Annotated in this window: 20 protein-coding genes and 1 tRNA gene; 6 read left to right on the forward strand and 15 right to left on the reverse strand. The window is 51.3% G+C overall.

All coding sequences use genetic code 11. The features are described from left to right. Window positions 1–6: 6 nt before the first annotated feature. Entirely contained in the window at window positions 7–891 is an 885-nt protein-coding gene (locus MUB23_RS16410; protein WP_244801832.1) for an ABC transporter permease, read from the reverse strand. After that, window positions 884–1,846 (reverse strand): ABC transporter permease, encoded by a 963-nt coding sequence (locus MUB23_RS16415; protein WP_244801833.1) that lies wholly within the window; start codon window positions 1,844–1,846, stop codon window positions 884–886. The genes MUB23_RS16410 and MUB23_RS16415 overlap by 8 nt, the downstream gene beginning before the upstream one ends. A gap of 184 nt (window positions 1,847–2,030) precedes the next feature. Between MUB23_RS16415 and MUB23_RS16420 the strand changes: the two genes are divergently transcribed. Beyond that, window positions 2,031–3,656 (forward strand): helix-turn-helix transcriptional regulator, encoded by a 1,626-nt coding sequence (locus MUB23_RS16420; RefSeq protein ID WP_244801834.1) that lies wholly within the window; start codon window positions 2,031–2,033, stop codon window positions 3,654–3,656. Window positions 3,657–3,691: 35 nt separating this feature from the next. On the opposite strand, the gene MUB23_RS16425 is transcribed toward MUB23_RS16420, so the two are convergent. The 5 genes from MUB23_RS16425 to MUB23_RS16445 form a co-directional block, all read right to left on the reverse strand. Beyond that, window positions 3,692–5,383, reverse strand: coding sequence for a glycoside hydrolase family 2 protein (locus tag MUB23_RS16425; RefSeq protein ID WP_244801835.1), 1,692 nt, complete (start codon window positions 5,381–5,383; stop codon window positions 3,692–3,694). A 150-nt stretch (window positions 5,384–5,533) separates the two neighbouring features. Beyond that, a complete protein-coding gene (locus MUB23_RS16430; RefSeq protein WP_244801836.1) occupies window positions 5,534–5,770 on the reverse strand; it encodes a hypothetical protein in 237 nt (78 codons plus the stop codon). A gap of 651 nt (window positions 5,771–6,421) precedes the next feature. Continuing rightward, window positions 6,422–7,300 carry an SPL family radical SAM protein gene (locus MUB23_RS16435; protein WP_244801837.1) on the reverse strand — a complete coding sequence of 293 codons (879 nt, stop codon included), beginning with the start codon at window positions 7,298–7,300 and terminating at the stop codon, window positions 6,422–6,424. 393 nt (window positions 7,301–7,693) lie between these two features. Then, entirely contained in the window at window positions 7,694–8,071 is a 378-nt protein-coding gene (locus MUB23_RS16440; RefSeq protein WP_244801838.1) for a BlaI/MecI/CopY family transcriptional regulator, read from the reverse strand. Between the two features lie 692 nt (window positions 8,072–8,763). Then, complete coding sequence (locus tag MUB23_RS16445) at window positions 8,764–9,405, reverse strand: orotate phosphoribosyltransferase (protein ID WP_244801839.1); 642 nt, start codon at window positions 9,403–9,405, stop codon at window positions 8,764–8,766. Between the two features lie 351 nt (window positions 9,406–9,756). Here MUB23_RS16445 and MUB23_RS16450 point away from each other — a divergent pair, with 351 nt between their 5' ends. The 5 genes from MUB23_RS16450 to MUB23_RS16470 all read left to right on the forward strand — a co-directional run bounded on the left by MUB23_RS16450 (window position 9,757) and on the right by MUB23_RS16470 (window position 14,095). After that, a complete protein-coding gene (locus MUB23_RS16450; RefSeq protein ID WP_442874120.1) occupies window positions 9,757–10,254 on the forward strand; it encodes a superoxide dismutase family protein in 498 nt (165 codons plus the stop codon). 310 nt (window positions 10,255–10,564) lie between these two features. Further along, window positions 10,565–10,723, forward strand: coding sequence for a hypothetical protein (locus tag MUB23_RS16455; protein WP_244801840.1), 159 nt, complete (start codon window positions 10,565–10,567; stop codon window positions 10,721–10,723). Window positions 10,724–10,800: 77 nt separating this feature from the next. After that, window positions 10,801–10,932: a DUF3791 domain-containing protein gene (locus MUB23_RS20065; protein ID WP_244801841.1), complete on the forward strand. Its 132-nt coding sequence runs from the start codon at window positions 10,801–10,803 to the stop codon at window positions 10,930–10,932. Between the two features lie 1,071 nt (window positions 10,933–12,003). Continuing rightward, entirely contained in the window at window positions 12,004–12,366 is a 363-nt protein-coding gene (locus MUB23_RS16465; RefSeq protein ID WP_244801842.1) for a hypothetical protein, read from the forward strand. A gap of 319 nt (window positions 12,367–12,685) precedes the next feature. Then, window positions 12,686–14,095 (forward strand): MATE family efflux transporter, encoded by a 1,410-nt coding sequence (locus MUB23_RS16470; protein WP_244801843.1) that lies wholly within the window; start codon window positions 12,686–12,688, stop codon window positions 14,093–14,095. 427 nt (window positions 14,096–14,522) lie between these two features. Here MUB23_RS16470 and MUB23_RS16475 read toward each other — a convergent pair. The 8 genes from MUB23_RS16475 to MUB23_RS16510 all read right to left on the reverse strand — a co-directional run bounded on the left by MUB23_RS16475 (window position 14,523) and on the right by MUB23_RS16510 (window position 25,521). Further along, window positions 14,523–14,593: transfer RNA gene (locus MUB23_RS16475), tRNA-Trp, on the reverse strand. A gap of 71 nt (window positions 14,594–14,664) precedes the next feature. Further along, on the reverse strand, window positions 14,665–16,044 hold the full coding sequence (radA, locus tag MUB23_RS16480; RefSeq protein ID WP_244801844.1) for a DNA repair protein RadA: 1,380 nt from the start codon (window positions 16,042–16,044) through the stop codon (window positions 14,665–14,667). Further along, a complete protein-coding gene (gene ispD / locus MUB23_RS16485) occupies window positions 16,044–16,745 on the reverse strand; it encodes a 2-C-methyl-D-erythritol 4-phosphate cytidylyltransferase (protein ID WP_244801845.1) in 702 nt (233 codons plus the stop codon). The genes radA and ispD overlap by 1 nt, the downstream gene beginning before the upstream one ends. Before the next feature lie 9 nt (window positions 16,746–16,754). Beyond that, window positions 16,755–17,399 (reverse strand): zinc-ribbon domain-containing protein, encoded by a 645-nt coding sequence (locus MUB23_RS16490; protein ID WP_244801846.1) that lies wholly within the window; start codon window positions 17,397–17,399, stop codon window positions 16,755–16,757. Continuing rightward, on the reverse strand, window positions 17,377–18,897 hold the full coding sequence (locus tag MUB23_RS16495) for a hypothetical protein (RefSeq protein ID WP_244801847.1): 1,521 nt from the start codon (window positions 18,895–18,897) through the stop codon (window positions 17,377–17,379). The genes MUB23_RS16490 and MUB23_RS16495 overlap by 23 nt, the downstream gene beginning before the upstream one ends. A 12-nt stretch (window positions 18,898–18,909) precedes the next feature. Then, window positions 18,910–22,956 carry a vWA domain-containing protein gene (locus MUB23_RS16500; RefSeq protein WP_244801848.1) on the reverse strand — a complete coding sequence of 1,349 codons (4,047 nt, stop codon included), beginning with the start codon at window positions 22,954–22,956 and terminating at the stop codon, window positions 18,910–18,912. A gap of 316 nt (window positions 22,957–23,272) precedes the next feature. Continuing rightward, on the reverse strand, window positions 23,273–24,157 hold the full coding sequence (locus tag MUB23_RS19720; protein ID WP_280515839.1) for a zinc-ribbon domain-containing protein: 885 nt from the start codon (window positions 24,155–24,157) through the stop codon (window positions 23,273–23,275). A 17-nt stretch (window positions 24,158–24,174) separates the two neighbouring features. Further along, window positions 24,175–25,521, reverse strand: a complete 1,347-nt coding sequence (locus tag MUB23_RS16510) for a zinc-ribbon domain-containing protein (protein ID WP_244801849.1) — start codon at window positions 25,519–25,521, stop codon at window positions 24,175–24,177. Window positions 25,522–25,530: the final 9 nt, after the last annotated feature.

The following is a 25,530-nucleotide window of genomic DNA, read 5'->3' on the forward strand; positions in this document are numbered from 1 at the left end:
CTCTCCTCAGCTCTTCATTCTTGGATCCAGGGCATCCCGGAGGCCGTCGCCGAACACATTGAGGGCCATCACGTTCAGGAAAATCGTAAGTCCCGGAAATACGCACATGTGCCAGTGATCGCGGATGTAAGTCCGGCCGATCGAAAGCATCGCCCCCCACTCCGGCAGGGGAGGCTGCACGCCCAGGCCGATGAAGCTGAGGGCGGCTGCGTTCAGGATCGCCGTCGCAACATTCATGGTCGACTGGACCAGAAGAGGCGCCATGGCATTGGGGAGCACATGCCGGACAATCGTGTGAAAATCATTGGAGTTGGTGGACTTTGCCGCTTCCACGTACTCCATGCCCCGGATATTCAGGATGGACGCCCTGGTCATTCGGGCAAAGGCCGGCATGGAGGTGATTCCAAGGGCCAGAATGCAGTTGCCTACTCCTGCGCCCAGCGTTGCCGAAAGGGCGATGGCCAGCATCAGATTGGGGATCGCCTGAAATACATCCATCAGGCGCATCAGCAGATCATCCATCCGTTTCCCGTAGAATCCGGCGATGGCGCCGAGAGGAATCCCGATCCCGGCGGCCAGCACCACGGAAAGCACGCCGATCTGAAGAGAATAACGCCCGCCGTAGATCAGGCGGCTTAAGATATCCCGCCCCACTTCATCGGTCCCGCACAGATGCTCCGCGCTGGGCCCTGCCAAGGTTTGATAGAGATTTTGTTCCGTGTAATCGTAGGGCGCGATCAAAGGGGCAAAGACAGCCATCAGCACGAAAAGCAAAAATACTAGGAACCCGGCCGCAGCCAATTTGTTTTTCAAAAGCCGGCGGAGCGTTATCCTCAGCATACTCTCTTTTTTCTTTCCGGATTTTTCCTTAGGTTTTATTTGATCAGCCAATTTTCTTTCCTCCCCGCTTTTTCTTATTGCTGTACTGCGCCTTGATCCGCGGATCAATAAAGGCATACAGCAGATCTACGGCAAGCATCACCAAGGCAAAGACCAGCGCCACGTAGAGCACGCTCCCCCGGACGGCCGGGTAGTCCCTGGCTTTGATGGCATTGACCATATAGGTGCCAAGACCGGGAATTGAGAAAACCGTCTCCGCCACCATGGCTCCGCCCAATTGATGGCCGAACATGGAACCGATCTGGGTAATCACCGGGATCAGGGAATTCCGGAACGCGTGGACGTAGATGACCTTCCATTCTACCTGCCCCTTGGCCCTGGCCGTCACCACATAGTCCTGGCGGATCACTTCCAGCATACTGGAACGCATCTGTCTGGAAATCATGCCGACTCCTCCGATCCCAATGGCCACGCAGGGCAAGATCAAGTATTTTGGCCCGGCGAATCCGCTGGCCGGCAGCCATCGGAGCTTTAAGGCAAACAGGAGGGAGAGCATCAGCCCGAACCAGAAACCCGGCATGGACACCCCTACCAGAGAGACTGCCATCGCTGTGTTGTCTTTCCAGGTGGATTGATTCACCGCGGCGATCACACCCAAGGGGATTCCGAACAGGGCGGCAATGAAAACCGCCAGAGTCGCCACCTTTACTGTGTTGGGAAATCTCTGAATGATCTCCGTGGATACATCGATCTTGGTCTGATAGGACTCGCCTAAGTCGTGATGGACCACGGCCTTGACCACATAATCGAAGAACTGGACAAAGAACGGTTCGTTCAGCCCCATTTCCTCCCGCAGCTCTTCAATCTGTTCTTCGGTCGCATCATCGCTTAAAAGCGATCGGGCCGGGTCGCCGGGACAATACCACATGATTGTAAAAATCAACAAGGTCACGCCCAACAGCACAAAGATCATCGTGAAGAGCCGTTTTAGTATGTACCGTATCATATTCCTCTCCTTACTGCTGCCATCCAGCTGATTGTTGCCTTGATTGTATCATCCGGACCGGCTCTCAAAAACAGACAAAACAACGATAAAAAGTGGACAATTTTTTGTTGTTAAAGAAATGAGTATAACAATATAGACAACAAATATATTTTTTCTTATAATTACGGCGAGGGGGAATTTTACGATGAATTTATTGATTTTAGAAAACTCAGAAGAATCTGCGAAAGAAATTTTTGTTATCGCCTCAAAAAGCAATCTTTTTTATCAAATCCGGTTCTGCGGGCCGGTAAACGACCTTTCGTCAAAGATTAAGGAGGAAAAGCCTCAGCTTGTCATTCTGGCGATGGAATACCTGAAGGAGGACATTTTTCCTCTGCTCACCCATCTCATGGAATGCAGCGACGGATGTCTGTTCTTGGTGACGGGAAATATGGAGGATTACCCCAGTATTTTGTCCGCCCTGAAAGCAGGGGCCGCCGGTTTTATCCTGCGCCCTTTGGCGGAAATCAGTATCTACACCGCCCTGCAAAATGCTTCCGCCCGGATCCTTTCCGGCCTTCGGACCGCTCCCAGAGAACCGGACGGTACCGTCCCGTACGACCACGCCGAACTGATGCGGATTAAAGTTGAAAAGCTTTTGTTCTCCCTGATCAATACAGAGAACGATTCCTTCCACCTCTACCGGGATCTCTGCTCCCTGTCCCCGGAATATACCTGCCTCAAGCACTGCCGGGTCGGAATCATCTCCGCCGAACACCTCCCTCTGGATACGATGAACGCAGATTCCGGGCTGGCTTCCTCCGCCCTGGCCCGGCTCATGAACAACCTGATGACGCAGTGCCAGGCTGGTGTGGCCATTTCCGGCCTGAAAAGCTCCGGCGAGTTTTCCCTTTTCTTTTTCCGTGATCTGGAAAACAGTGAGACCATGTGCCGCAGCCTCTGCCAGGAAGTCCGTCGTCTGACCGGCATCCTTTTACATGTAGGGCTGGGTCCGGTCTTGGACTTTCCCCAAGGCGCAAAGGAAAGCGCCAACATTGCCAGGAAATACGCGAAATCTTATAATCTGATCGGAAAGGCTCCCTCCACCATCACAGCCTGCGATCCCCGGTATGCCACACTGCCCTACAATTTCTCCCAGTTGGAAAAAAGCCTGTACGCCGCTCTCCTGACAGGGAATTTGTCCACCATCCGCCACTGCGCAAGGGAGTTCGCCCAGACCATCGTGGAGCCAGGGTTTCTCTGCATCCGCCAGGTAGAGCGACTCCGGCTGATCTATCATGGTATGCGGACCAACTGGATCGAAAGCTTTCGGGTCCTCTATGCAGAGGCGGCCAAAAATCTCTATTCCCCACCTTTTGTCTTCCGCCTTCCCTACGACTCCAACGGGTCGTTTTCCCCGGAACTTTTGGAAAATGGGCTGACCGGCGATCTGGTCCAGGTGTCGGGTTTCATCTTGAATCTGTCGGCCCCCTCCCGGCTGGACAAGCATTTTCTTCAATCTGTGCGGGAATACATCCATCACAATTACACCCAAAACCTGTCCCTAAAACAGGTGGCGGGCCAGTTCGGCGTCACGCCCAATTATCTGTCCTCCGCATTTAAGAAAAAATTTGGGAGCACCATGATCCACTATATCCATGAGCTGCGGTTTCAGCAGGCAAAAAAAATGCTGGAGGATCCCAGCATCAATATCATCGATATCGCCCACACCGTAGGATTTACCGACGCCAAATATTTTTCTCGAATCTTTCAGAAAAAAGAAGGGATCTCCCCCAGAGAATACCGGAAGAAGGTGCTGGGGGAGGACTAGGAATTGTCCTTCTCCAACACCTTTTCGCGAAACTATCATGATTCGGTTCTTTCCGCAACCGCCTTGCTGAACGCCCGACGGATCTCTCCGGCCAACGCCTGCATGGTTTCGATGTCCACTTTGCAAACCTGGCGGTCATAGGTATACAGTCCGTTGACCTCCCCCTCGACATCGGACAACTGGGTATAAACGCACCCGCACAATCCATTGAAAATCGAAGGAATTACCATCTCCCGGTACAAGGCCGAGATCCGTTTGGTCAGCGCAATCTTAGAGTCGGTTTTTCCGTAACCGTATTTCGCGTCCTCCCGGTACAGATGGCCGGAAATTTTCCGCACATAACCGCCGCACTCGGACAGAAACAGCGGTTTTTTCCCTGCTTTTATCACCCGGTTGCGAAAATAAGCGTGAATGCTGTCCACATCGCTCTTTTTCTGAGAAAACCAGCCGGAGGTGGCGTCATAGAGCCGGGTGGCGTCCATCTCCTTAGCGATTCCAGCCATTCGATCCGAATCAAACTGTCCCCAGCCTTCGTTAAAAATCGTATAGCCGACGATACAAGGATGGTTGTAGAGGTGGGCCAGCGTGTCCCGCAGATGCCGCTCAAAAATCCGCTTCCTCCTCCGGCCGCCGGGCAGACGGTCCGGGCGCTTCTGAAAACCCAAATTCGGCAGGGCCGTATCCATCAGCCAGCAGAACCCGCCGTTGTTCACCATATCCTGCCATACCAGCATTCCCTCCCGGTCGCAGGCGTAGTAAAAAGCCTCCGGCTCAATCTTCACGTGCTTTCGCAGCAGGCAGAATCCCAATTCCCTCATACGGCGGATGTCTCTGGTATACTCGTCCGGCTCTCCCGGCAGATAATGCCCATCGGCAAAATACCCTTGATCCAACACGCCGTGCAAAAACACCGGCCGCCCGTTCAGACAGATCCACTGCTTTCCGCCCAGCCGCCGGATCTCCACCGTACGCAGGGCAAAGTAGCTCTCCACCCGGTCCGTATCCGTCTCAACCGTAAATGAATATAAAAAGGGATCCTCCGGTGTCCAGCAATGCGGGGCCTCCCCCGTTTCCTTCCAATCGATATGGACTCTTTTCTCCCGGCAGGTAAAAGCAAACGGTCCGCTTGCCAAGGAAACCGTCAACCGATATTCCGGCGCGTCCGTATCCACCTCCAAGTCGATTCCATAAAGTCCCGGCGTGACCCGCAGACCGGAAACGGCTCCCCTCTCCGGCACGGCTTCCAGCCATACGCTCTGCCAGATGCCGGAAACCGGCGTGTACCACATGCCTCCCGGCTTTTTGCTCTGCTTGCCGTAAGGATAATCATGGGACAGCTTGTCGATAACGTCCACCCGGAGCCGGTTTTCCCCTGGACACAGCGCATCGGTGATATCGGCGGAAAACGGAAGGTAGCCGCCCGCATGCCGTACCACCTCCCGCCCGTTGAGCATTACTCTGGCCAGCTGATCCACCGCCCCGAAATGAAGAAGCACACGTTTCGTCCGGCCGGTAAATCCGTCCGGCAGAGTAAAAGTTTTCTTATAAACCAGATACTCTTCCACCGGCTCCGCATATCCGGACAGCGCCGCCTCCGGCGGAAAAGGCACACGGACCGGACGCCCGTTCAACGACCAGATCCCGTTCAATGAGAAGAAACTGTCCCGCCTCATCTGAGGGCGCGGATACTCCTCCTGCCAGCCCCTGCCATCTCTCCGATCTCTCACGGCTTACCTCCTTTCATTCGCTGCGTCTTAACCTGCTGCCTTCCTAAGCTTACTCCTTCCCCGCGTTTGCACTTGCCGCTAATTTCAAAACCTGTCCCATTTCCCTCAACCTGTCTATTTCACGCTTGGATCCGTAATAAGGAAGTTGTCCTACCGCCCTGATTCTTTCAGCTCCTTCAGCTGCTCGATCAACTCTAAATCGCTCTTGGTCACCCGCATGTTGGTGCAGACCGGCTCTTCCCCCGGCCGTTGTACGGACACCTCGATAATTGTACCTTCCTCCAATTGTTTCCCCATTACATTTTGGATAAAGGAAACCACTTTTGGGTGATTATTCTCGAACTGGCTTTTTAAGCCCATCAATTTCATGATCGTCATCGGATTCATCGCCGCTTCTCTCTTTCTTATATCGGCAGCCTTCCACCTCTCTCGGCAGCGGCGGCCTAAATTTTCGTTATATCAGATAGAAAAATATTATCATATCCTCCTCTTTGTTGCCACCCATTTTTCTCTTCTGATCCGGATAAAAATTTAGCCGGATCAGAAGAGAAAAGCGCAATCATTTATCCAGCTCCCGCCGAATCCCCCACCCCGCCCCTCAATCCTTCTTCAACAAATACCGTTTTCATTTTGTACATATTTCTTTCAATAGTCAAATCAATCACCTTGTACATATTTCTTACAATAGTCAAACCAATCACCATCAAAAAAGCGTGCCCAAGAGGGGGGAGCGCCGAGGGGGGCCGTTCGGGCATCGCAACTCTGAGATCGGCCCCCCTCGGCCCCCAATACGACATCCTTCCAGACAGAATAACAGCTGCCTCTCCCAAAAATCAGCAATCATTAAATCAGAAAATCAACAATCTGCCCCAAATAAAACCATCTATTTTCAACAAGTCCCCCTCCTTTTCTATCATCATATCGTTTCCCCAAGTTAATATCAATATTTCTGCAAAGCGTAAATATCTTTAATATTTTTGTTAAAGACTGCAAAAAAAGCAGATTTACGAAAAACCTGCTCCATGGTACTTTCATCCTCTAAAACAAATCCCACAAATTCAACTGCATCGCTTCCGCCTTGTCCTCAAATTCAAACAGATAGCGGAATATTTGATCGTTATTGTGTATGATCCCATGTTGATCGCACTTTTGGTGGAACAGACGCATTAGGTGATTCTCATTAGGACTGCTCACCATATATTGATATCCATAGGTTCGAATATATTTCTCCTTCAATGTTGGAAACAGACGGTCCAACTGCCTATAGAAATATTCTCTGTTTCCTTCTCGTAGTGTCAATCCCATACCAAAGCAGAGAACGCCGGTCACCTTCGCCTCCGCGCACAAATCTAATATACCAGAGATGTTTTCTTCCGTATCATTGATGAACGGTAAGATTGGACTAAGCCAGACAACCGTTGGTATTCCTGCGTCGCGCAGTTTCCTTAAAACTTCAAAACGCTCGCTTGTCGTACTGACATTCGGCTCTATTTTTCTGCACAAATGATCATCGAAAGTAGTCAGAGTCATTTGTACGACACACTTAGACTTTTCGTTGATTTTCTGCAACAAGTCAAAATCCCGCATAATGCGGTTGGATTTCGTAATGACAGTAAAACCAAAACCATATTTTTCTATCAGGGATAACGCTTTTCTGACATGGCCGATCTCCATTTCAAGCGGAATATAGGGGTCCGTCATCGAGCCTGTTCCGATCATACACTTTTTTCGTTTGCGTTTGAGGGCGTCCTCCAATAATTCAATCGCATTCTCTTTGACCTCTATATCTTCGAAATCGTGGGCCATATGATAGCACGTGCTTCTGGAGTCGCAATAAATACACCCGTGTGTGCAGCCGCGATATAAATTCATTCCGTTTTTGGGTGACAAGATCCCTTTTGCCTTTCCATAGTGCATGGTATTGTCCTCTCGTCAATTTATCAAAGTTCTTCCTAATTATAAACCATTTTCCATGATCCTGCCGGAATCGCTTGTGGCTGCCACTGCTTTCATAAAAATCAATGCCGAAGCCGGTCCGGTCCATCTCCTGTCTGCTCTGCTTCTCCATGGTATATCTATGATATCAAACGAATCATGACACCATCTTGTCAAGTTTGTTTTTGAATCCTATTTCCTGAACCAATATGGGAGATAAAAGGCAAGACTTTCCCTTGATAGAAAAAGAGTTCAAAAATCCTTTCCGGTTTTGAACTCTTTTTTTATCAAGAAAGCCCTGCCGCCACACGTTTTTCACGCCTGTGAGCCCACGAGCCCTATTCTATTTTCTCTTAACGGCTGTCCGGTTCCTTCTCACTCCCAGCACCCGTCCAGCAACGCTTTCCATTTTCCACTTTCTTCTTTTGTCATGTCCGACACTTTAAATAATGCCGCCACTAAATCATAAGCGGAACCTCCATACCACTCATCCCTTAATGTCTTAACCTGTGCATCCGTAAAATCTTCCTGAACAACTTCTGCATGGTACTGATAGGAATGATGCTTTTTATAACGACTGACAAAGCCCTTATTCTCCAAGATCTTTAAAAAGGTCGCAACCGTATTGTTTGCGTACTCTTTGTCATACCGTTCTCTGATCCGTTCCGTAATCTCCAGTACGGTTAAGTCTTCATCGGATTCCCAAATACATTTCATGACCCGCCCTTCTGCAGGCGCCAGCGACAGTTTCATCGTACCTCCTTTCGTGGACCTTCCGCCGTAAATCTGGCGGACAGGTTTCAGATTCTTGCTCTTTCGTCTTACAAACGTATTCCTTCGTAATTTTAGGAATTATCTTAAATAGAATATCATGGGAATGATTTCCCAACAAGTATTTTTCCTTAAAATATTCTTAATTTTGTGGTCAAAATTGGTAAGGTTTTGTGGGAAAGATTAGCCAAATCCAATTTGGCTTCCAATTCTGCCGGCGCTTTTCTTTTACTCCTTTTGTAAGATATCATATCATAGCTTTGATCAAGAAATAAGAGGAAGGAACAAAAGCAGGATTTTTCAGGTAAAACAGATCCCTTTTGCAGCGTAGGTCTGCAACTTCAAAAGATTTTCCATCGGTTCCCGTCCTCTGCCGGAAGCACAATTCCCTGCTGCCCTATCCCGCTCAAAAAATACAGGTTCCAAATGGCCATCCTTGGCAATTTGAAAGCTGTCGTGTACCTGGCCGGCTTGTAATCAGTACCCGAAAAACGCGCTGGATATTTACCAGCGCTTCGGGGCTCGAACGTTCTTTCCAATATGGCAGAAATCAAAAATGGGGTGTGCAGCATAGTTTTATATTTGAATTACGGCTGTGGTAGAGTTTCCAATCCGTCAGAGAACCGGGAGTATTGCCGCCGCGGCTCTCCTGGTTCTCTGACTGTCTCTATTTTTTATAGAACAGAATATCCAAAACTGTTTGCCAACGCATCCAATCGGACGCCTGCCTTGCACTGTGGACAATCATGATAGTCCGTGACCTGATAATCCGGAAGATCTTCTTTTCCAAACAAATGGGAAATCCGGAATCCGTCCAGTTCATCGTAGGCAGAAAAGATCGCTGCAATTCCGGCGATTTTACCTCCGTAATACTCAATGCACTCGATCGCTCTTTTGGCTGTCTGGCCGGAGGCAATGGCGTCAATCATGATCAGCACGTTCTGATCCCGAATCATCGGCTGTGTATTATCCCGTAAGATCAATTGGCCATTGGCGTTATGCTCCGGAGGAACGACATAAATATTTTTCTGACCATTTACCATGAAAAACTCATTTCTCGTCAGATGCCTGGCTAAAAAAGCACTGATCAGTTCGCTTCCGTCCAGGGCGGCGATTGTATCCACCACCTTGTCATACGCGTAATCCGCCGCCAGGGTGATAGCCGCTTCCCGGCCCATCTCATGACTCAGTTTCGCTTCTGTGATATCGATGTAATAGTTCGTATGGGCGTGAGTTGTCGCAAAATGCCCGTGCACCGCACGGATGACTACTTTTGGATTCATCCTGCAAGTAAGTTTCACTGACCGATCAATCATGCGCTCACTTCCTTTCTCCAGACAATTATACTGTTTTTACGAGTTTATTATAACTCTTTTCCGTTATTATTGCAATTATTTCTTTTGTTTTTTGCTCATTTATTTTTTATGCCAGTTATTATTGTCAATTCAATCTTTTTAAAATTGTAAATAGCTATTCTTGATTTAGGTTTTTCCTATATCTTCCCTTGTCATTACTGTTGGTTGAAAAAAGGGAACAGCCCAAAATTTTTATTTTATTTACAGCCGTTGTTTTGTTCTGATCCGGAGAGCCGTCTCACCCAGCAGAGAAAACTGCACCCTCCTTCCATTTTGGCATACAATATTAGTAAACTGAACACTGATAGGTGCATTATGCCGCAATCTCCCACTCCACGATTAGCTTTTCTTCCGCTCCTTGAAAACAACAGCCCTCAGGCAACTGCCTGGGTCAGAGGCGGCGCATCCGCTCCCAATTTGAGCGGCCTCGTGAAATTTTACGATGCTCCTTATGGCGGAGTTCTCATTGAGGCGGAAATCTTTGGCCTGCCGAACAAAAATGTGCCAGATTCGACCACTTTTTACGCCATGCACATCCACCAAGAGGGCGACTGCTCCGATAATTTTACAAAGACCGGCAATCATTATAACCCCACCATGCAGCCACATCCGAATCACGAAGGCGACCTTCTGCCGCTCTTCGGCAATTCTGGTTATGCCTGGGGCGCTTTCTTTGACAGACGTTTTCGTTTGCAGGATATCATCGGCCGTTCCGTCGTCATTCACGCCAAGCCGGATGATTTCACCACACAACCCTCCGGAGACTCCGGTGCCAAAATCGCCTGTGGAGTTATCGTTGAAACAGAATGACAAAAAACCTCGTAGACCGCATATCTACGAGGTTTTCCTTTTCCCAGGGGCAGGAAGAGTCGAACTCACCTGGCTATGCCCTAGCCTTTTTAATATTGTAACCGGATCAACACCGCAAACGTATAAGATTGACGCCTGGGAATGGCGTTACGGTATAATAATGACAAACGGAAATCTCCTTATTTTTCAAGGGGTTTGAGCGTTTGTCGTTGTTTATTCAATTCCTTTTCCAGCTTTGAAAGGCAACAAAAAATCGTCGAATAAAGGAGGCTGTTGAATGAAAGACAAAAAATAATATGGGGGAATTTTAATGGAAAAGCAGAAATTTGAAGCTATTCTCATGCTTCTTGTTCCGCAGGTAGTCCACCTGATTACCGAGAATTATCCGTATGATGAAGTTACTGCCTCTAAAGAATTTTACGATTCTAAGGTATCTTCCTTTCTGGAGCAGGAAGATACGAAGCTGTGACATTTGAGCGCGCTGACTCTGTTTCATATGTTCGATGAAGAAAAAAAGACAAGCACATTCCCGGAGGAGGCATGATTATGAGTAAGGAAGGCAATTTTTTAATCTATTGTACCGAACAGTATAAATCTGCAAAAGGCTTAACCGGCAGACAGGTTTCTGAACTGTTCACAAAATACCGCGTATGGGATTACATCTATTCTTGTTTTTAAGCTTTGCATACAACCGGAGAAAAGTATATTGTAGAAGATATTGAGGCAAGACAACCAGCGATGGCTTCACTGCAAATCTGGAAAATAACATGAATCAGAACCCGTTTATTCTAAATGAAAATTTAGAATAGGCGGGGCTTTCTATACCTAAAGTAGGGATGTCATACTATAAGATGAATACATGATTTTAGCCTAAGGCGATTCGCTTCGTGAAGCCGATGACAAAAGCCGTATTTATCTGCTATTTTGTCATAATATTAGTCATAAATGCAAGAAAAACATCCCAAACATTGCAAAAATATCAATAGCTTGTTTTTTAGCGCCTGTTGCTGGCCTGCCGAGCGTTATGGTTCATGCTATCATTACTCTCGTTTTGAAGCAAAAAATAGCCGTCCTGTTCCTGGTCAGAGCTGACGGCTATTTCATGTTCACCGGGACAGATGAGGTGCATTCACCTTCCGGCTGTCCTGTTAAGGATATTATATCCGAATCTTCCGTCAGCTTCAAGAAAAAACGTCATCCACTGACCCAAGCTGCACTCCTGCACCATGACAATATAATAGACTTACCAGAGGAGCCGGGAGGGCGTGCTTGCCATCCGTTCCGAATCTTGCGGAAGGGGGTGGTGAGATGATTACATATGGGGACTTGTTCACCTTTGTGATTATGATCTGCGCTGTGATAGCTTTGTTACAGAAGAGGAAATAGCGCCCCTGCTCTGGTAAAGTAAGGCGCTATCTCTGCAAATTGCTTTTGTCGGAGCGGATAGGCTTAATCTATCGTTCCGGCTCTCTTGTTAAGTCTATTATATCCCATACTCCTGCCATCGTCAAGAAAAGCAAAAGGATTTTTGGCGCCTTCTATGTAGTATTCTGTTATTATGGTTCGGATTTGCAAGACGATTATAGTGTTCTTATGCCCCAGCACCTCCGCCACATCTTTCCCAACCAGCCACGGCTCTCTATCGCAAAAAATATTGACCTCTTCATAGTGAATCAAGCCTTTTCATGTGCGTTGACTATTGACAATTTATAGTGCAAGGCATTAGGATAGAGAAAAGGAGGAGCGCCTATGTTATACTATATCCCCATATCTCCCATCATTGCGATTCCCGTCACCTTCATTGTCGGCATCTATTTTCTTATCAACTTACTTCGGCTCCTATCCGCCCAATATAAACAGCGCCGGGAAAAGAAAATATTGGAAAAAGAGAAAGACTTAATCCGACAAGCGAATATATATCTTTCGGCTCACAACCTCTTCATTCCGACCAAAAGCACTGCTGATCCTAAGTGGCGGGAAGCCTCATCAAAACTGAATGCTGAAATCCGCCAAAAAATAAAAAGCGGCGAAATTCCAAAGGAAGAAATCGATCAATTGGAAAAAGAGTGGGACGAAAAATATCTAAGACACAGTAAGAATAAACCGTCATAAAAAACAGTTACTCTTCAACTTCGTCTCTTCAAACCTGGCCCGGGAGTATTTTGTTTATAGGTGGGGGCGGTCGGCGTGGGGAATTTCCTCCCGTCCTTATTCCCGGCCACAATCCGACATATCTCCAGGTGATCATTCGCCAGCTTCTGAATTCTGCTTATCGTTCTTTTCTTGGACGATTGACCATGGTCATGCGTACCTCTCTTTTTTGTTCTTGACTTATACTATAATTTATAGTAGTATAATCACCAGTGATTTAAGTACTATAATTTATACCACTATAATTTCAGTTCCGTGTCAAGCGAAAGGAGAGTTAAACATGAACGAACCAGACAAAAAGATGGCACTGTTGGGGAGCACGGCCATTCCAAAATCACTATTGGCGTTAGGGCTGCCAACCATGATTGGTATGCTGATTAACGCACTGTACAACCTCGTGGATACCTATTTTGTAGGTGGGCTGGGAACCGATCAGATGGGCGCGGTCACGGTTGCCTTTCCCCTCGGTCAACTGATCGTAGGCTTGGGTTTATTATTTGGGAATGGGGCCGCCGCCTATCTTTCAAGGCTGCTCGGACGGGGCGACAAGGAAACAGCAAACAAGGTAGCCAACACCGCCGTATATAGCAGCATATTGATTGGCGCAATCCTGATCCTTTGCTCTGTCCTTTTCCTGAAACCGATTCTAAGGCAGCTTGGCGCAATCGAAAGCGTCATGCCCTATGCAGTTTCCTACACCAGTATCTATATCACTTTTTCAATTTTTAACGTATTCAATGTCACGATGAACAATATCGTGTCAAGCGAAGGAGCCGCCAAGACAGCCATGTGTGCATTGATGGCAGGAGCCTTATTGAATGTGGTATTAGACCCCCTCTTCATCTATACGCTTAACTTCGGAGTCGCTGGTGCGGCGATTGCCACGGCCATCTCACAAATGGTTTCCACTGTAGTCTATTTGTGCTATATCCTCCGCAAAAAGAGTGTGTTTGATTTCCGTATCAAAGAATGTTGTTTTTCCAAAGAGATCATGTCCGAAATTTTGAAAATTGGGATTCCTACCTTGCTATTTCAAGTATTGACCAGTCTTTCCATCAGTATGATGAACAATGCGGCGAAAGAATATGGAGGTTCCGCGCTGGCCGCGATGGGGCCGCTCACGAAAATTATGTCTATGGGGAGTTTAATTGTTTTCGGCTTTTTGAAGGGCTTTCAGCCAATCGCCGGATTTAGCTACGGGGCAAAGAAATTTGACCGACTGCATGAAGCAATCAAGATCTCTATCCTCTGGTCAACCATATTTTGTGTAGTGTTCGGTTTGGCCGCTGCAATTTTTTCCTCGCAGATCATGGCCCTGTTCACAAAAGGTGATATGGAGATGATTCGTGTCGGTTCGGTCGCTTTACAGGCAAACGGCCTCTCCTTTATCCTTTTTGGTTTCTACACAGTATACTCGTTCCTTTTCCTTGTGATGGGAAAAGCGGCAAAGGGATGTATCCTTGGCGCTTGTAGACAGGGGATTTGCTTTCTGCCTGTTATTTTACTTCTTCCGAAAATCTGTGGTTTAAGCGGCATTCTTTATGCCCAGCCGATTGCTGACGTTCTTTCTGCCATCGTCACCGCGTTTATGGCCGTTCAACTTCACAAAGAGTTGAACGCAGCAAAAGCACGTTTCCTTGCCGCGCAAGTTGCGCAACCTGAATCTGCTGGTACGAACGAAGCGATTTAAGTACGTCTTAGGTGGAGAAATCGAATTGAATTTTTAATGATATAGTGAGGTGCAATGATGAGGTGTCCGATATGTGACAATGAAATGCAACGAGCTGTACAGAAGAATTTTATAAACAAGGCCGTCCGTCACCTCTAAAAAAATGAGTCTGTTGACTTCGACGGTAAGCACCAGCTGGCATACTGATCATGTAACCGGCCTTTTGCAGTGTGTCCGTGCCACCGGCCCAGAGGAAGTTGCCGCTTCCAATGGGCCTCTTTCATTTCTTTCCTGCGCGCCTTTATCCGGATCGCTCATTTACCATGTTGCAATGTTACCGTTATGTCCATAAATAGTCCATAAAACTTACAAAAACAAGCCACATCCTTCCAGATTCCAGGTACAAAAAAACCTCGTAGACCGCATATCTACGAGGCTTTCCTTTTCCCAGGGGCAGTAAGAGTCGAACTCACATCGACGGTTTTGGAGACCGCTGTTCTGCCATTGAACTATGCCCCTAAAATGACCTGCCTACTATTTATATCATAATCTGACAGGTCTGTCAACTAAAATTTTGCCTAAATTGTCTCTTAGTTCTTCCCCAGCGCAGCCATGGCCTCCTGTACATTTTTCACCCCAATCAGCCGGATCGGGAACTCCCTCTTTATCGCGTCCAGATTGCTTTTCGGCAGGATGCAGGCCTCAAATCCAAGCTTGACCGCCTCCCCGACCCGCTGCTCTGCCATGTTGACCGCACGAACCTCGCCGGAGAGTCCCACCTCGCCGAACACCAAAAGCTGATCGCTGACCGGGGTATCCTGATAGCTGGAGACCAGAGCCGTCACAATCCCAAGATCCAGCGATGGCTCTGAAATCCTCATTCCCCCGGCAATATTTACATAGGCGTCGCATTCGGACAGATGTAGCCCCAGACGCTTTTCCAGCACGGCCATCAGCAGATTGACCCGGTTGTAATCGGTCCCTGCCGCCGTACGGCGGGGCATTCCAAAGTTGGTCCGGCAGACCAGTGCCTGGATTTCCAGCAGGATCGGGCGGGTCCCCTCCATCGCGCAGGCCACCACCGATCCGGAGGCAGCCTCCGGTCGTCCGCTCAGCAAAAATTCCGACGGGTTTTTTACCTCCTGAAGCCCCTTCTCCGCCATCTCAAAAACACCAATCTCATTGGTGGAACCAAAGCGGTTCTTTACTCCCCGGAGAATCCGGTACGACGCATTTCGGTCACCTTCAAAATAAAGCACCGTGTCGACCATATGTTCCAGCATCCGAGGCCCGGCAACGGTCCCTTCTTTGGTGACATGACCGACGATGAAGATGGTAATCCCCAGCCCCTTGGCCAGTTGAAGCAGTACATTGGTGGATTCCCGAACCTGTCCGACACTTCCAGGCGCGCCGGAAACCTCCTCCCGGTACATGGTCTGGATCGAGTCGATGATCACGATCTCCGGCCGGTGTTTTTCCAGCACATGGGCAATCGTGTCCAGGCTGGTCTCACACAAAAATTTCAGATCCCCGGAAAATTTCCCCATACGGTCTGCCCGCAGGCGGATCTGTTTCAAAGATTCTTCCCCGGAAATATACAGCACCTTCCGGCCGGCCGCAGCCAGATTCCGGCAGACCTGCAACAGCAGAGTAGATTTACCAATACCGGGATCCCCGCCCACCAACAGCAGTGACGCCGGCACGATTCCGCCTCCCAGCACGCCGTCCAGCTCTCCGAAGCCGGTGGGAATTCTGGTTTCTTTCTCCACCGAAACATCCGCCAGCAGGCACGGTTCCGCGGCCGCGAACCCCAGAGGGCCGGACACCTTGCCCGGATGCTTGTCCGATGCGGCTGACGGCGCTTCCACAAAGGCGTTCCAAGCCTTACAGGCCGGGCACTGCCCCATCCATTTGCTGGATTCATATCCGCACTCTTTACAGAAAAATGCAGTTGTCTTGCTTTTTGCCATTATTCCGATCCTTTCCGCCGGTCTCTCAGCTCTAACAACCGTTCCACCAAAGCCAAATCCTCGGCGGTTGTCACCTTGATATTCGTATAATCTCCCTCGATCAGCTTCACCGGCAGGCCCGCCCGCTCCAGGAGCATACAGTCGTCGGTAATCTCCGGATTTCCCCTTTCTTTTTCATGGGAGGCCAAAAGCACATCCCGCAGGAAGCATTGCGGAGTCTGGATCATCCAGGTATCCGCCCTCCGAGTGGTACATTTCACCAGACCGCTGGAATCCGCCAGCTTGATCGTGTCCTTGGAGCGGACCCCCACAGTGGCGCCAGGGTAAAGGGCCATTGTCTCCACGCACTCTCTGACATACCGTTCCGTCAGCATGGGCCGGGCCCCATCCTGGATCAGTACGATCTCACCGGCGGCTGCCAGGAGAGCGTGATAGACGGATTCCTGACGGGTATCGCCGCCCAATACAAACCGTGCCGTTTTCCCGGACCGGTCTAAATACGGCTGAATTTCCTCCTCTTCCCCAGCGCGGGCCACGAAAATCAGCTCGTCCACCAAGGGGCACTCCTCCAATACCCGGTGGCTGTATTCCAGCACCGGTACGCCGCAGGCCTCCACATATACCTTATTCTTCTCCCCGCCAAACCGGGTCCCGCTTCCGCCGGCCAAAAGCACGGCGGTTACCTTCTTCTCTTGAAACATCTTCCTCTCCTATTGCCTCCGGACCGGATTTCCGCAGTGAGGGCAAAACTTGGCTGTCCGGCTGATTTCTTTCCCGCAGAAACGGCAGAATTTCTTCTTCTCAGGGACGGCATCCGTCAATAGGACCGTAGCTTCCTTCACGACAGGACTGCCTTCGTTCTGACACACCGCCGGTTCCTCTCCAAGGGGATCTTTTTCCTCCTGCCACACCACCGGCGCCTCCTCAAGCGAATCTTTTTCCTCCTGCCACACTGCCGATTCCTCTCCTAGCGGATCTTTTTCCTCCTGCCACACTGCCGGTTCTTCTCCTAGCGGATCCTTTTCTTCCTGCCACGCCACCGGCTCCTCCTCAAGTGGCTCTTTTTCCTCCTGCCACACCACCGGCTCCTGCTCCACTGGCCTCTCTTCTCCATGCCGGGCCGCCTTTTTCTCTCTTCTCTTTTTCCGGCTCCGTCCGCCCAGGAAAAGCGCCAGCGTCAGCAATCCCACACCGGCTGCGGTAAGAGCCGTATAGCGGTAGGACAGCGCCAGGACACGCCCCAGGCTCCGCTTCATGGAGAGAAGCTTATCTCCGGATATCAGAATGGCAGCCACTGCGCTGTATATTCCAAGAATCAAAGTCAATACCAGACTAATCCTTTTTACTTTTTTCACGGCGCTTCCTCCTTGCTCCCCGCACAAACACGATCAAATAGATGATCAGCAGGAGCAAAAAAACCGCTCCCGCTATCAAGTATCCCAGCCAGGATCCGGATAAAACCGTGCGGGTCACGATGGCCTGATACCGGGACTGATTCCCCGCCACGTCCTCAGCCGTCAACAAAATCTCATTGTCACCGGTTTCCAGCGGACAGCGGATGCTGAAATAACTCCCCACCATTTCCACCTCCTGGCCGTTACAAAAAAGCATGGCTCCGGCCTCGGAGTAGCCCTCCAGATAGACGGCGTCCTGGTCGGTAACCGTCTGGTCGATATCCTCCTTGACCGATAACTGCGGCGGCGTGCTGTCTACATAGAGTTCTTTCTGAAAGCTCCGGACCGCCCCGTTCTCTGCGGTCACCAGAAAAACTAAGGTGTTTTCACCGTCCAGGAGATTTACCTGGTACGTGCCGGGTTCCGTGGCTCCTTCCAACAAAAGCTCCTCATTGACCACTCCGTCCACGCGGCAGGCGCCTGAGAAGGACACCGTGACCGGGATTGTGGTCTGATTCGTGACATCTTCTTCCGGAAAAACTACTTCCGCATCCACAGCGGCGGAAAGATCGATTTCCTGCAAAGTGAACCGGCCCATCCGCTCCCCCTGATAGGAGGCGGCTCCAACCTGCACCTTGGTCACGCCCTCCGGCACTGTCAAAAGCGCGCTTGCCTCTTCGGTGACCTCTTCCTTCACCAGATCCCCGCTCTCCGCATCGTAGACAACGATCCGGAACAACGACGTCTCCCCAGGATTATAGGAAACATAAACGTCCCCATTCATCGCCGATGCCGAGACGCCCGAAAGTTCCGCGGCCGCCGAAGAATCCAAAAAAAGCAGCGTGCCGTCCATATAGGCCATATCGAATACCCCGGTCCCATCCTCGGCCTGCAGATAAAAATGGTAGAGCCCGCATTCCAGATTGGACGGGGCAATGACCTGAGTTCCCTGGGCCGGGCCGGAAAACGTGCCGGTCATAACTCCGTCAAACCCTTCTCCATCGGAATCCGCGAAAACCGTATAGCTAAGGGAAGGAACCATGGTTCCTGTCACTTCCCAGGAAAGCGCAAGCCCTCCGGCGTCCGCAGCCACCAAAAAAGCAGCGATATCCATCGGGTCCGGCACCTGGCCGCCTCCCACCTCCACGGTCCCCAAAGCGGTTCCGGTCACCGTTACTTTCCAGATCCCGGCCGGCGCTGCTCCCACATTGACCAGCAGACGCCCCTCGGACGCGGTCACCAACTCCGGCGTCGTCTCATTGCCGAAGTGCGTTCCGGCGGGGGATTCGATATCCACCGCTGCCTCCGCCTCCGTGTTCTCCCAGGTAATCTGAAAAACCGCGTTCGTATACTCCTGATCCAGCGTCACCTCCACGGTCTCGCTGGCCGCAAAGACTGCGGAGGAAGCCCCCAGCAGCATCAACAGGCTGAGGAGTAAAAAACTAATTTTTCTTCGCATGTCGCCCCCTCCTTACAGATCCACGCGGGTGTAGGCGGAATGGAACCGGTTCCAGAACAGAATCTGGCCGCCGTCCTCATACCACCACTTATAAGAATCCCGATTGTTTAAAAGCGCTTCCACCGACGCATATTTTCCATCCCACTGGGCCTGCTGGGTCAGCTTTGCCTCTCCCTGATGGTGAATTTTCAGCCAGCCGCAGTCCAAATGCCCGGAGATCCCAAACGTGCCTTCGATCCGAACCGTGTTGGCGGAAATTCCAAAATCCACATCCCCGCCGATGGAGCAGTCCAAGAGAGAAACCTCCATCTCCGCTCCGGCCTCTGCTTTCACACCTTTTTTTCCCGCCGACAAGGCAGCGTTCGCCAGCTTGTGGCCCAGAAGCTTCAGATCCGCTTTAAGAAAAAGTTCCGGGATGGAAAAATTCACTCCGGCTTTGCCGGAAATCTCCCCGATCTCTCCCCAATCCTGCAGCTGAGGAATGTTGATGTGCAGGGATTTAAACAGGTTGACGTCCGCAGCGGCCGTGCCGGCCAGAACGATTTCTTTCGGCTCTATTTCTGCAAAATTTTCCCCAAAGATCACCGCTTTGGCGGCGTCGGGGATGGCGGAGCTTTTCAGGAAAAACGTACTCATGCCCTCCGCTTCCAGTCCCAGGCTCTTTAAGAAAACAATATTGTACACATTGGGCGTCAGTTCCCCGGCCAGATTCATCTTCACCGTAAAGGAATCCGGGAACCAATAGTAGGAGGAAATGCTTCCCTCAAATCCATTGGCGGCCTGCCCCAATGTGGAAATCATCTTTCCCAGATCCACAGAACCGCCGAACTTCCAATATTCATGCTCCGGATCCTTGGTGTCGATTTTCAGGGAAATGCTGCCGAGGCCAACATTTCCGAAGGAAAGCGCATCATTGGCATTCATCTTGACATCCGCAGCTAGATGGATATCCTTCGCATCCAGGATCACCGAGACGGATCCCTCAAAGCCTTTGAATTTCTGGGCATCCCCGCGCTTGGTGATTTTTTTTGCCGCATCCCTTGCCTTCTTTTCCGCCGCGCTGGTGTTCTTTTTTCCGGTGAGCCCTTCCGTTATCTGATCTTTTAACTCGCTGAGATCAATGGTATGGACCGTCAGGCGAAGCTGGTTTGCATACGCTTTAAGCTCGGCGATCTCCACCTTTGTAATCTGCGGGATGTCAATGGCAAGGCTCCGGTCACGGGCGCTAAGTTCCAGCTCCGAGGTGTCCTTCTCCACCCGGAAACTGTAATCGCCGTCCTCCACCACATAGTCTTTTCCGCCCATCACCAGATTGGCAAAAGCCGCGGAACCGGTTCCATTGGCCTTTGCCTGCTGGTAGCTGATAAAAAGCTTTCCGGAGCCGGTCAGATACCCGCTGCCGCCGAGGCTGATCTCACTGCCGCCAAAGGAAAAGCCCTCCGGCAAAGCGTCCGCTTTGATGTGCATGGACTCATTGGTGTGAATAAAACCGTTCAGCATGACGTTTCCGGCCGCCACGAACTGATTGTCGCCGGTCTGGCCGATGGAATCCGCCGTGATGGTATTTCCGCCGATCCGCACTGTCCTGGTCGTACCTGCTCGGAAGATAGCCAGCGCATCCGTCTTGACTGCAGTCCGGCCGTCCGGCAAGGTCAGCCGCAGAGAATAGCTCCCTGCCTCCAGCGTCCCTTTTAAGGTGGCGGTCAGGGTGGTCGGGCTCTCCACCTGAATCTCGGTTAACGCCAGATTGGCAAGGCCCGCTGTCACTCCTTCCACGAATCCGCTGCCTTCCACCTTGATCCGCACGCCGCGGGCGGCCTCCGAGGCAGAGATTCCGCCGGGCACCACGGCAGCAGCCGTCAGAGAATTCCCGTCCCCCTTGGCAATCGATGCGGTCCGCTCCGATTCTTCCAAGATGCCTCCCCCGATGGTATAATCTCTGTCGCCGGACACGCCGTACTCTGAGACCAGGACCGTCAGATTCCGCGGATCCTCCTCCGGGTTCTGGGAAACGGTATAATGAAAGCGATAATTATTGACAATGTATTTCTGCAAGTTCCGGTAGATGTCCTCCAGTTCCATCGCGGAGTCTGCCAGGATACATTTCCCCCCGGTGGACTCGGCGATGCTGCTGAGATAATCGCCGTCCGCGTTCCCGAACCCGACCGTATAGATCACAATCTGCTGTGCCTTCGCCTCGTCGACCGCCTCCTGCATCGCCTCCACGGAATTGTTGTCCTGGCCGTCGCTGAGAAGGATCATGGCTTTCCCGCCCTCTGCTTTCGCCAGCGCTTCGATACCGGCCCGGACGCCGCCGGATATATCGGTGCCGCCGCCGGAAGCGAGTTCGTCAATCCCTCGTTTCAGGCTGGAAATGGAGCCGGTCAGGGGAACGGATATCTGAGCCGTATCGTCATAAGTTACCAGAGCCATTTTCTGCCGGACCTGGGGCAGATTTTCCACACAACTGACAGCAGCCGTCTTGGCATTTTCCAGCGGAGTCCCATCCATACTGCCGCTTCGGTCGATAACGATCGCGATGTTGGTCTCCTCGTTTCCTCCCTCCTCCTCCATCGTGAATTCGGTGATGCCGAACTGGGTGTCAATCAGTTCAAAATCTCTTTGGGAAAGGCCGCTGACCAACTCTGATTTTTGGTCTTTGGATCCGTTGATATTGACGTAAGCCGTAATCTCCGGGTAGGAGGTAGTGTCGATCTTCCCGATATGGATCCCCAGCTTATCGTATTTCAGCGTCGACGTCATGTACCCGGCCAGCTGACCATTCACCGTGTCTTCCCCCATGGGCACCACGCCCTGGCTTTCCGTCTCCACCAGCCCGTAAACCGACGAGCGCAACAGCGGGCTGGGGGAATCCGAAGTACTCTGCTGATAAGCATCGATCACCGCAAGCAGCGGCTCCTTTATTGGGGAATCCCCGGACAGATTGGGGCCGTCCTCCAAAATTTCATAGATGACGTCCCTGGCTTCCTCCCGCTTCCCGGCGGCCAGATAAAGCTTCGCCTTCTGAACCGAATAGATGCCTTCTTTGTCGTAAAACAGAGGCTTTCTGGCGTCAAGATAATTCATCGCCCGCTCAATGGGAATGGCTCTGGATTCCTTTCGGAGTTCCTCGGCCTTTATCAGCAATTCGTCCTGCTCCTCCCCGTCCTTACGGCCGGCCTGCCGCTCCAGTTCTTCCGCCTCCTCGATCAGCTCCCCTGCCTCCGGATCCTGGGCAATCGTACTCTCATCCGCGGTCAAAGCCGCCTGGGCAATCACATCCGTGTAAATGACATCATTTTGCGCCGAACGGTAACTTTTCGCGAGTTCCCCGGCCCAGCTTTCCGCCAGGCCCATTCTTCCGGTTGAGGACGCATACTGAACAGCCAGCCGCAGGATCTCTTCATCCGCATCATAACGGCTGACCAGTTTCTCCATCTCCTCCTCAGAAATTTCTTCCGCCGCGCCGGAAAGGATTCGGGCGTCCGCCTCATAGAGCGCCTGATATTTCTCATCTTCCTGCGGATCGGTCCCCAACAGGGCAAAACATTTCTGTGCTTCGATCCGGATCCGCTCGTCCAAAGTCCGGGAATCCGAAGTCTCCCCGCTGAACAAGCCCAGTTCCTGCCCCATCATTTCCCGGATACTCTCCGCCCTCGGCAGCAGTTCTTCCCCGACCGTGTTTTCCTGAATCAGACGGGCGGCATGGAAATACGCGGCCGCGTAATCTCCGTTTACGCACTCGGCCAGCAGGCGGACCATCTCCCGGTGCTCTTTTTTGCCGCCGGTGCAAAGAGCCTCCTTGGCCTCCGCCTGGCTCCCTTTTCCGTCCAGTAGATAGCAGTAGGCCAGGTACAGGCGGCAGTCTTCTTTCTCCCGGCCGTTCCAATTATCCCGGATTCCCTTCTGTCCGCTGAAAACCGCGGCTGCAAGAAGAACCAGCAGCAAAAGCCACTGCCCGGCTCCGCGCCGCAGCCGCAGCTTCCGATGACCGATCAGGTCCGCCAGGATAAAAAATGAAAATACGCCGGCCAAGGCCAGCCATATGGTATCATCCATTGTTTTTCTCCTCCCCAGGAGTGTCTTCTTTCCGTACCCTTTTGTTTACAAACCATATCTGTAAAACCCGTTCTCATTATACCAAATTCCTTCTCACTGCGGGAAACTTTTTCGCAATAATTTCCGGTGTTTTTTCCGCCTGCGAAATCAAAAAAACCTGCCTTCCGGTTCCCTGCGGTTCAAAAACCGCGGGCTCACTCCGTAGGCAGGCTTCTTATCTTTTTTCATATATGGTTATGGGAAGAAAACAGCGGACATACGAGCTCTGCTTTGCCCTGTTTGTGCTAAAATCTCTCCCCATCCCTTTCAGCCATATTTATTTCAGCTTTCTCCCGCACTCGCCGCAGAAGACATCCTCCTCCGCCACCGGGCTTCCGCATCCGGGGCACACCGACGGGGAAACTTCCGAGGAAAACGCGCTCTGAGTTTTCTCCAAAGAGGGAAGCGGCTGAGACTCAGCCGGAGCAGGCTGCTCATAGACAGGCGCAGGCTGCGGGGGCTCTTCTCCATACGCTGGGGCAGGCTGTTCCGGTACAGGCGCTGCCTGCGGCGCTTCCCCGTATGCCGGGGCGGGCTGCTCATAGACAGGCGCTGCCTGCGGTGCCTCCCCGTATGCCGGAGCGGGCTGCTCATAGACAGGCGCTGCCTGCGGCGCTTCCCCGTATGCCGGAGCGGGCTGCTCGTAACCCGGAGTCTGGGGCTGGCCGTAGGCCGGCTGTTCATAGCCCGGAGCCTGAGGCTGGCCATAGACCGGCTGCTCGTAACCCGGAGCCTGGGGCTGACCAAACGGCTGCTGAACGTCCGCCTGGCCGTACGGGGCGGAATTTTGCGGCATCGCCTGACCCTGAGGAGTAATCCGGCAGCCGCAATATCCGCAGAACTGGCTGTCTTTCGGAATCTCTGCATGGCAGTTGGGGCAAACCTTCACACCCTTGATCACCTGAATCTGAGCCCGGAGCGCGTCGGCCTGATCCATGGCCTGACGGATATTGGCGCACTGGGCGGCAAAGGGATCATCCCCGTCGTCTTTGTGGGCCTGGTAATAGTAATAACCGATTTCCATGTAGGAATCGTTGATCTTCTGGTTGCACTGATTGATCTGTTTATTTAAATCGGATACCTCCGCCAGATCCTTTGCCTTCTGGGCTACTCCCTTGCTCTTGCTGGAGATCGTCTCTCCAATCTTGTCAAAAAAAGCCATCTTGTCTCCTCCTTTGATTAAAAACTCATATCCACTAACTTCCAGCCATCATCCTGATACCGGTATTGAAAACTTGCCGGCAAATCCTCCGAACAATCCTGGGAAGGATAAGTCGTCTCCCCTGTGTAATAATTGTGATAACGGGAAATGAAACGGTACGCCATCTTGCCGCTCAGCTTCACCTCAGCATAAGAGCTGTCACCTTGATTTAAGAGCACCACGGTTCCTTTCAAATCGGATATGGCCATATCCTGAATTCCGCCGCCGTCTCCGCTGTTGAACATCTGCTGCATCTGAGAAAGATCCGCCCGATAATTCTCTCCGCCGTTTGCATCGATCTCCTCAACCGCCTGGGATTCTGTCCCTGCGGAGGCGGCCGTCAAAGTCTCCCGCAGATATTCGGCGGAGCGGTTCAGCAGCTCCTTTTTGCAGTCCTCGGTCAACGTATTCATTTGAACCTCCACCTTTTTTTCCGGTGACAACACCGCAGAAAAAGGTTCAAAACCCGGCCGGGAAGCCTCCAGTTTATAACTGGTATTCCACAAACGGACCTGATATTCATTGATACCGTTCCCATTTGTCTGGTAAAACCAATCCTCTAAAAGTGGGTGCCCATCGATGGTCAGGGCAACCCCCTGTGGCGCACTCAGGAGAATCGGCTCAAACTGCAACGCTTTGGCGTCCACCTTCCAGACCGGAAAGATTCCCCATTTCTTTTCTTCCTGCCGTACCAGCATCACCGAAACTTCGCCTGGTTCCCGGCTTCCTTTTTCCTTCCAGGTTAAAGTATAAAACCGATGATCCTCGTCCTCGGCATTCCCCCCCATTCGATTTCGGATTTCCGAGGTCTTCATCCATTTTACGTCCCCGGTTAACCCGGCGTCGATCGACTCCTGAGCCGGCATGGTGCGGGCAAATACCTCCGGTGTCAAAAACTCCAAAAGCTCGTCGCTGACATCGGAAAAATCAAGCATTCCGTATGCGGCCCCGACATCGCCGGTCAGCAATGCCTCCAAATACCGCCGTGCCGCCCTTTCCGGATCCGCCAAACGCTTCACCGTGACCAATGTTCCCACGATGGAGGCGACGGTAAGCAGCAGTAAAATCACACAGGCGGCAATCTGTTTTCCGCTGAAGCCTTTCCGCTCCTTTTTTGTCTTTTTACCGGGATCCTTCCGATCGCCGCGGGATTTCTTTCCGGAATCCTGCGGATCATTCGGATTTCCTCCGTTCTCCGGCCATATGCCCCGGTCCGTCTGCCTGCCGGACAGATCCGGTTCGCTTGTCGTCAAAACCGGGATTCCGCATTTTTTACAAAATCTTGCCCCTTCCGCAAGAGGCGCGCCGCATTTTCTGCAAAACATCTCCGCCCC

Origin of the sequence: Cuneatibacter sp. NSJ-177 (genome assembly GCF_022867805.1) — a bacterium.
Taxonomy (GTDB): Bacteria; Bacillota; Clostridia; order Lachnospirales; family Lachnospiraceae; genus Pseudolachnospira.

Bases quoted from the DNA above. Each gene is read 5' to 3' on its own strand.
- MUB23_RS16415 (WP_244801833.1), bottom strand. From the start codon at position 1,846: ATGATACGGTACATACTAAAACGGCTCTTCACGATGATCTTTGTGCTG.
- MUB23_RS16420 (WP_244801834.1), top strand. From the start codon at position 2,031: ATGAATTTATTGATTTTAGAAAACTCAGAAGAATCTGCGAAAGAAATT.
- MUB23_RS16430 (WP_244801836.1), bottom strand. From the start codon at position 5,770: ATGAATCCGATGACGATCATGAAATTGATGGGCTTAAAAAGCCAGTTC.
- MUB23_RS16435 (WP_244801837.1), bottom strand. From the start codon at position 7,300: ATGCACTATGGAAAGGCAAAAGGGATCTTGTCACCCAAAAACGGAATG.
- MUB23_RS16440 (WP_244801838.1), bottom strand. From the start codon at position 8,071: ATGAAACTGTCGCTGGCGCCTGCAGAAGGGCGGGTCATGAAATGTATT.
- MUB23_RS16445 (WP_244801839.1), bottom strand. From the start codon at position 9,405: ATGATTGATCGGTCAGTGAAACTTACTTGCAGGATGAATCCAAAAGTA.
- MUB23_RS16455 (WP_244801840.1), top strand. From the start codon at position 10,565: ATGGAAAAGCAGAAATTTGAAGCTATTCTCATGCTTCTTGTTCCGCAG.
- MUB23_RS20065 (WP_244801841.1), top strand. From the start codon at position 10,801: ATGAGTAAGGAAGGCAATTTTTTAATCTATTGTACCGAACAGTATAAA.
- MUB23_RS16465 (WP_244801842.1), top strand. From the start codon at position 12,004: ATGTTATACTATATCCCCATATCTCCCATCATTGCGATTCCCGTCACC.
- MUB23_RS16470 (WP_244801843.1), top strand. From the start codon at position 12,686: ATGAACGAACCAGACAAAAAGATGGCACTGTTGGGGAGCACGGCCATT.
- radA (WP_244801844.1), bottom strand. From the start codon at position 16,044: ATGGCAAAAAGCAAGACAACTGCATTTTTCTGTAAAGAGTGCGGATAT.
- ispD (WP_244801845.1), bottom strand. From the start codon at position 16,745: ATGTTTCAAGAGAAGAAGGTAACCGCCGTGCTTTTGGCCGGCGGAAGC.
- MUB23_RS16495 (WP_244801847.1), bottom strand. From the start codon at position 18,897: ATGCGAAGAAAAATTAGTTTTTTACTCCTCAGCCTGTTGATGCTGCTG.
- MUB23_RS16500 (WP_244801848.1), bottom strand. From the start codon at position 22,956: ATGGATGATACCATATGGCTGGCCTTGGCCGGCGTATTTTCATTTTTT.
- MUB23_RS19720 (WP_280515839.1), bottom strand. From the start codon at position 24,157: ATGGCTTTTTTTGACAAGATTGGAGAGACGATCTCCAGCAAGAGCAAG.
- MUB23_RS16510 (WP_244801849.1), bottom strand. From the start codon at position 25,521: ATGTTTTGCAGAAAATGCGGCGCGCCTCTTGCGGAAGGGGCAAGATTT.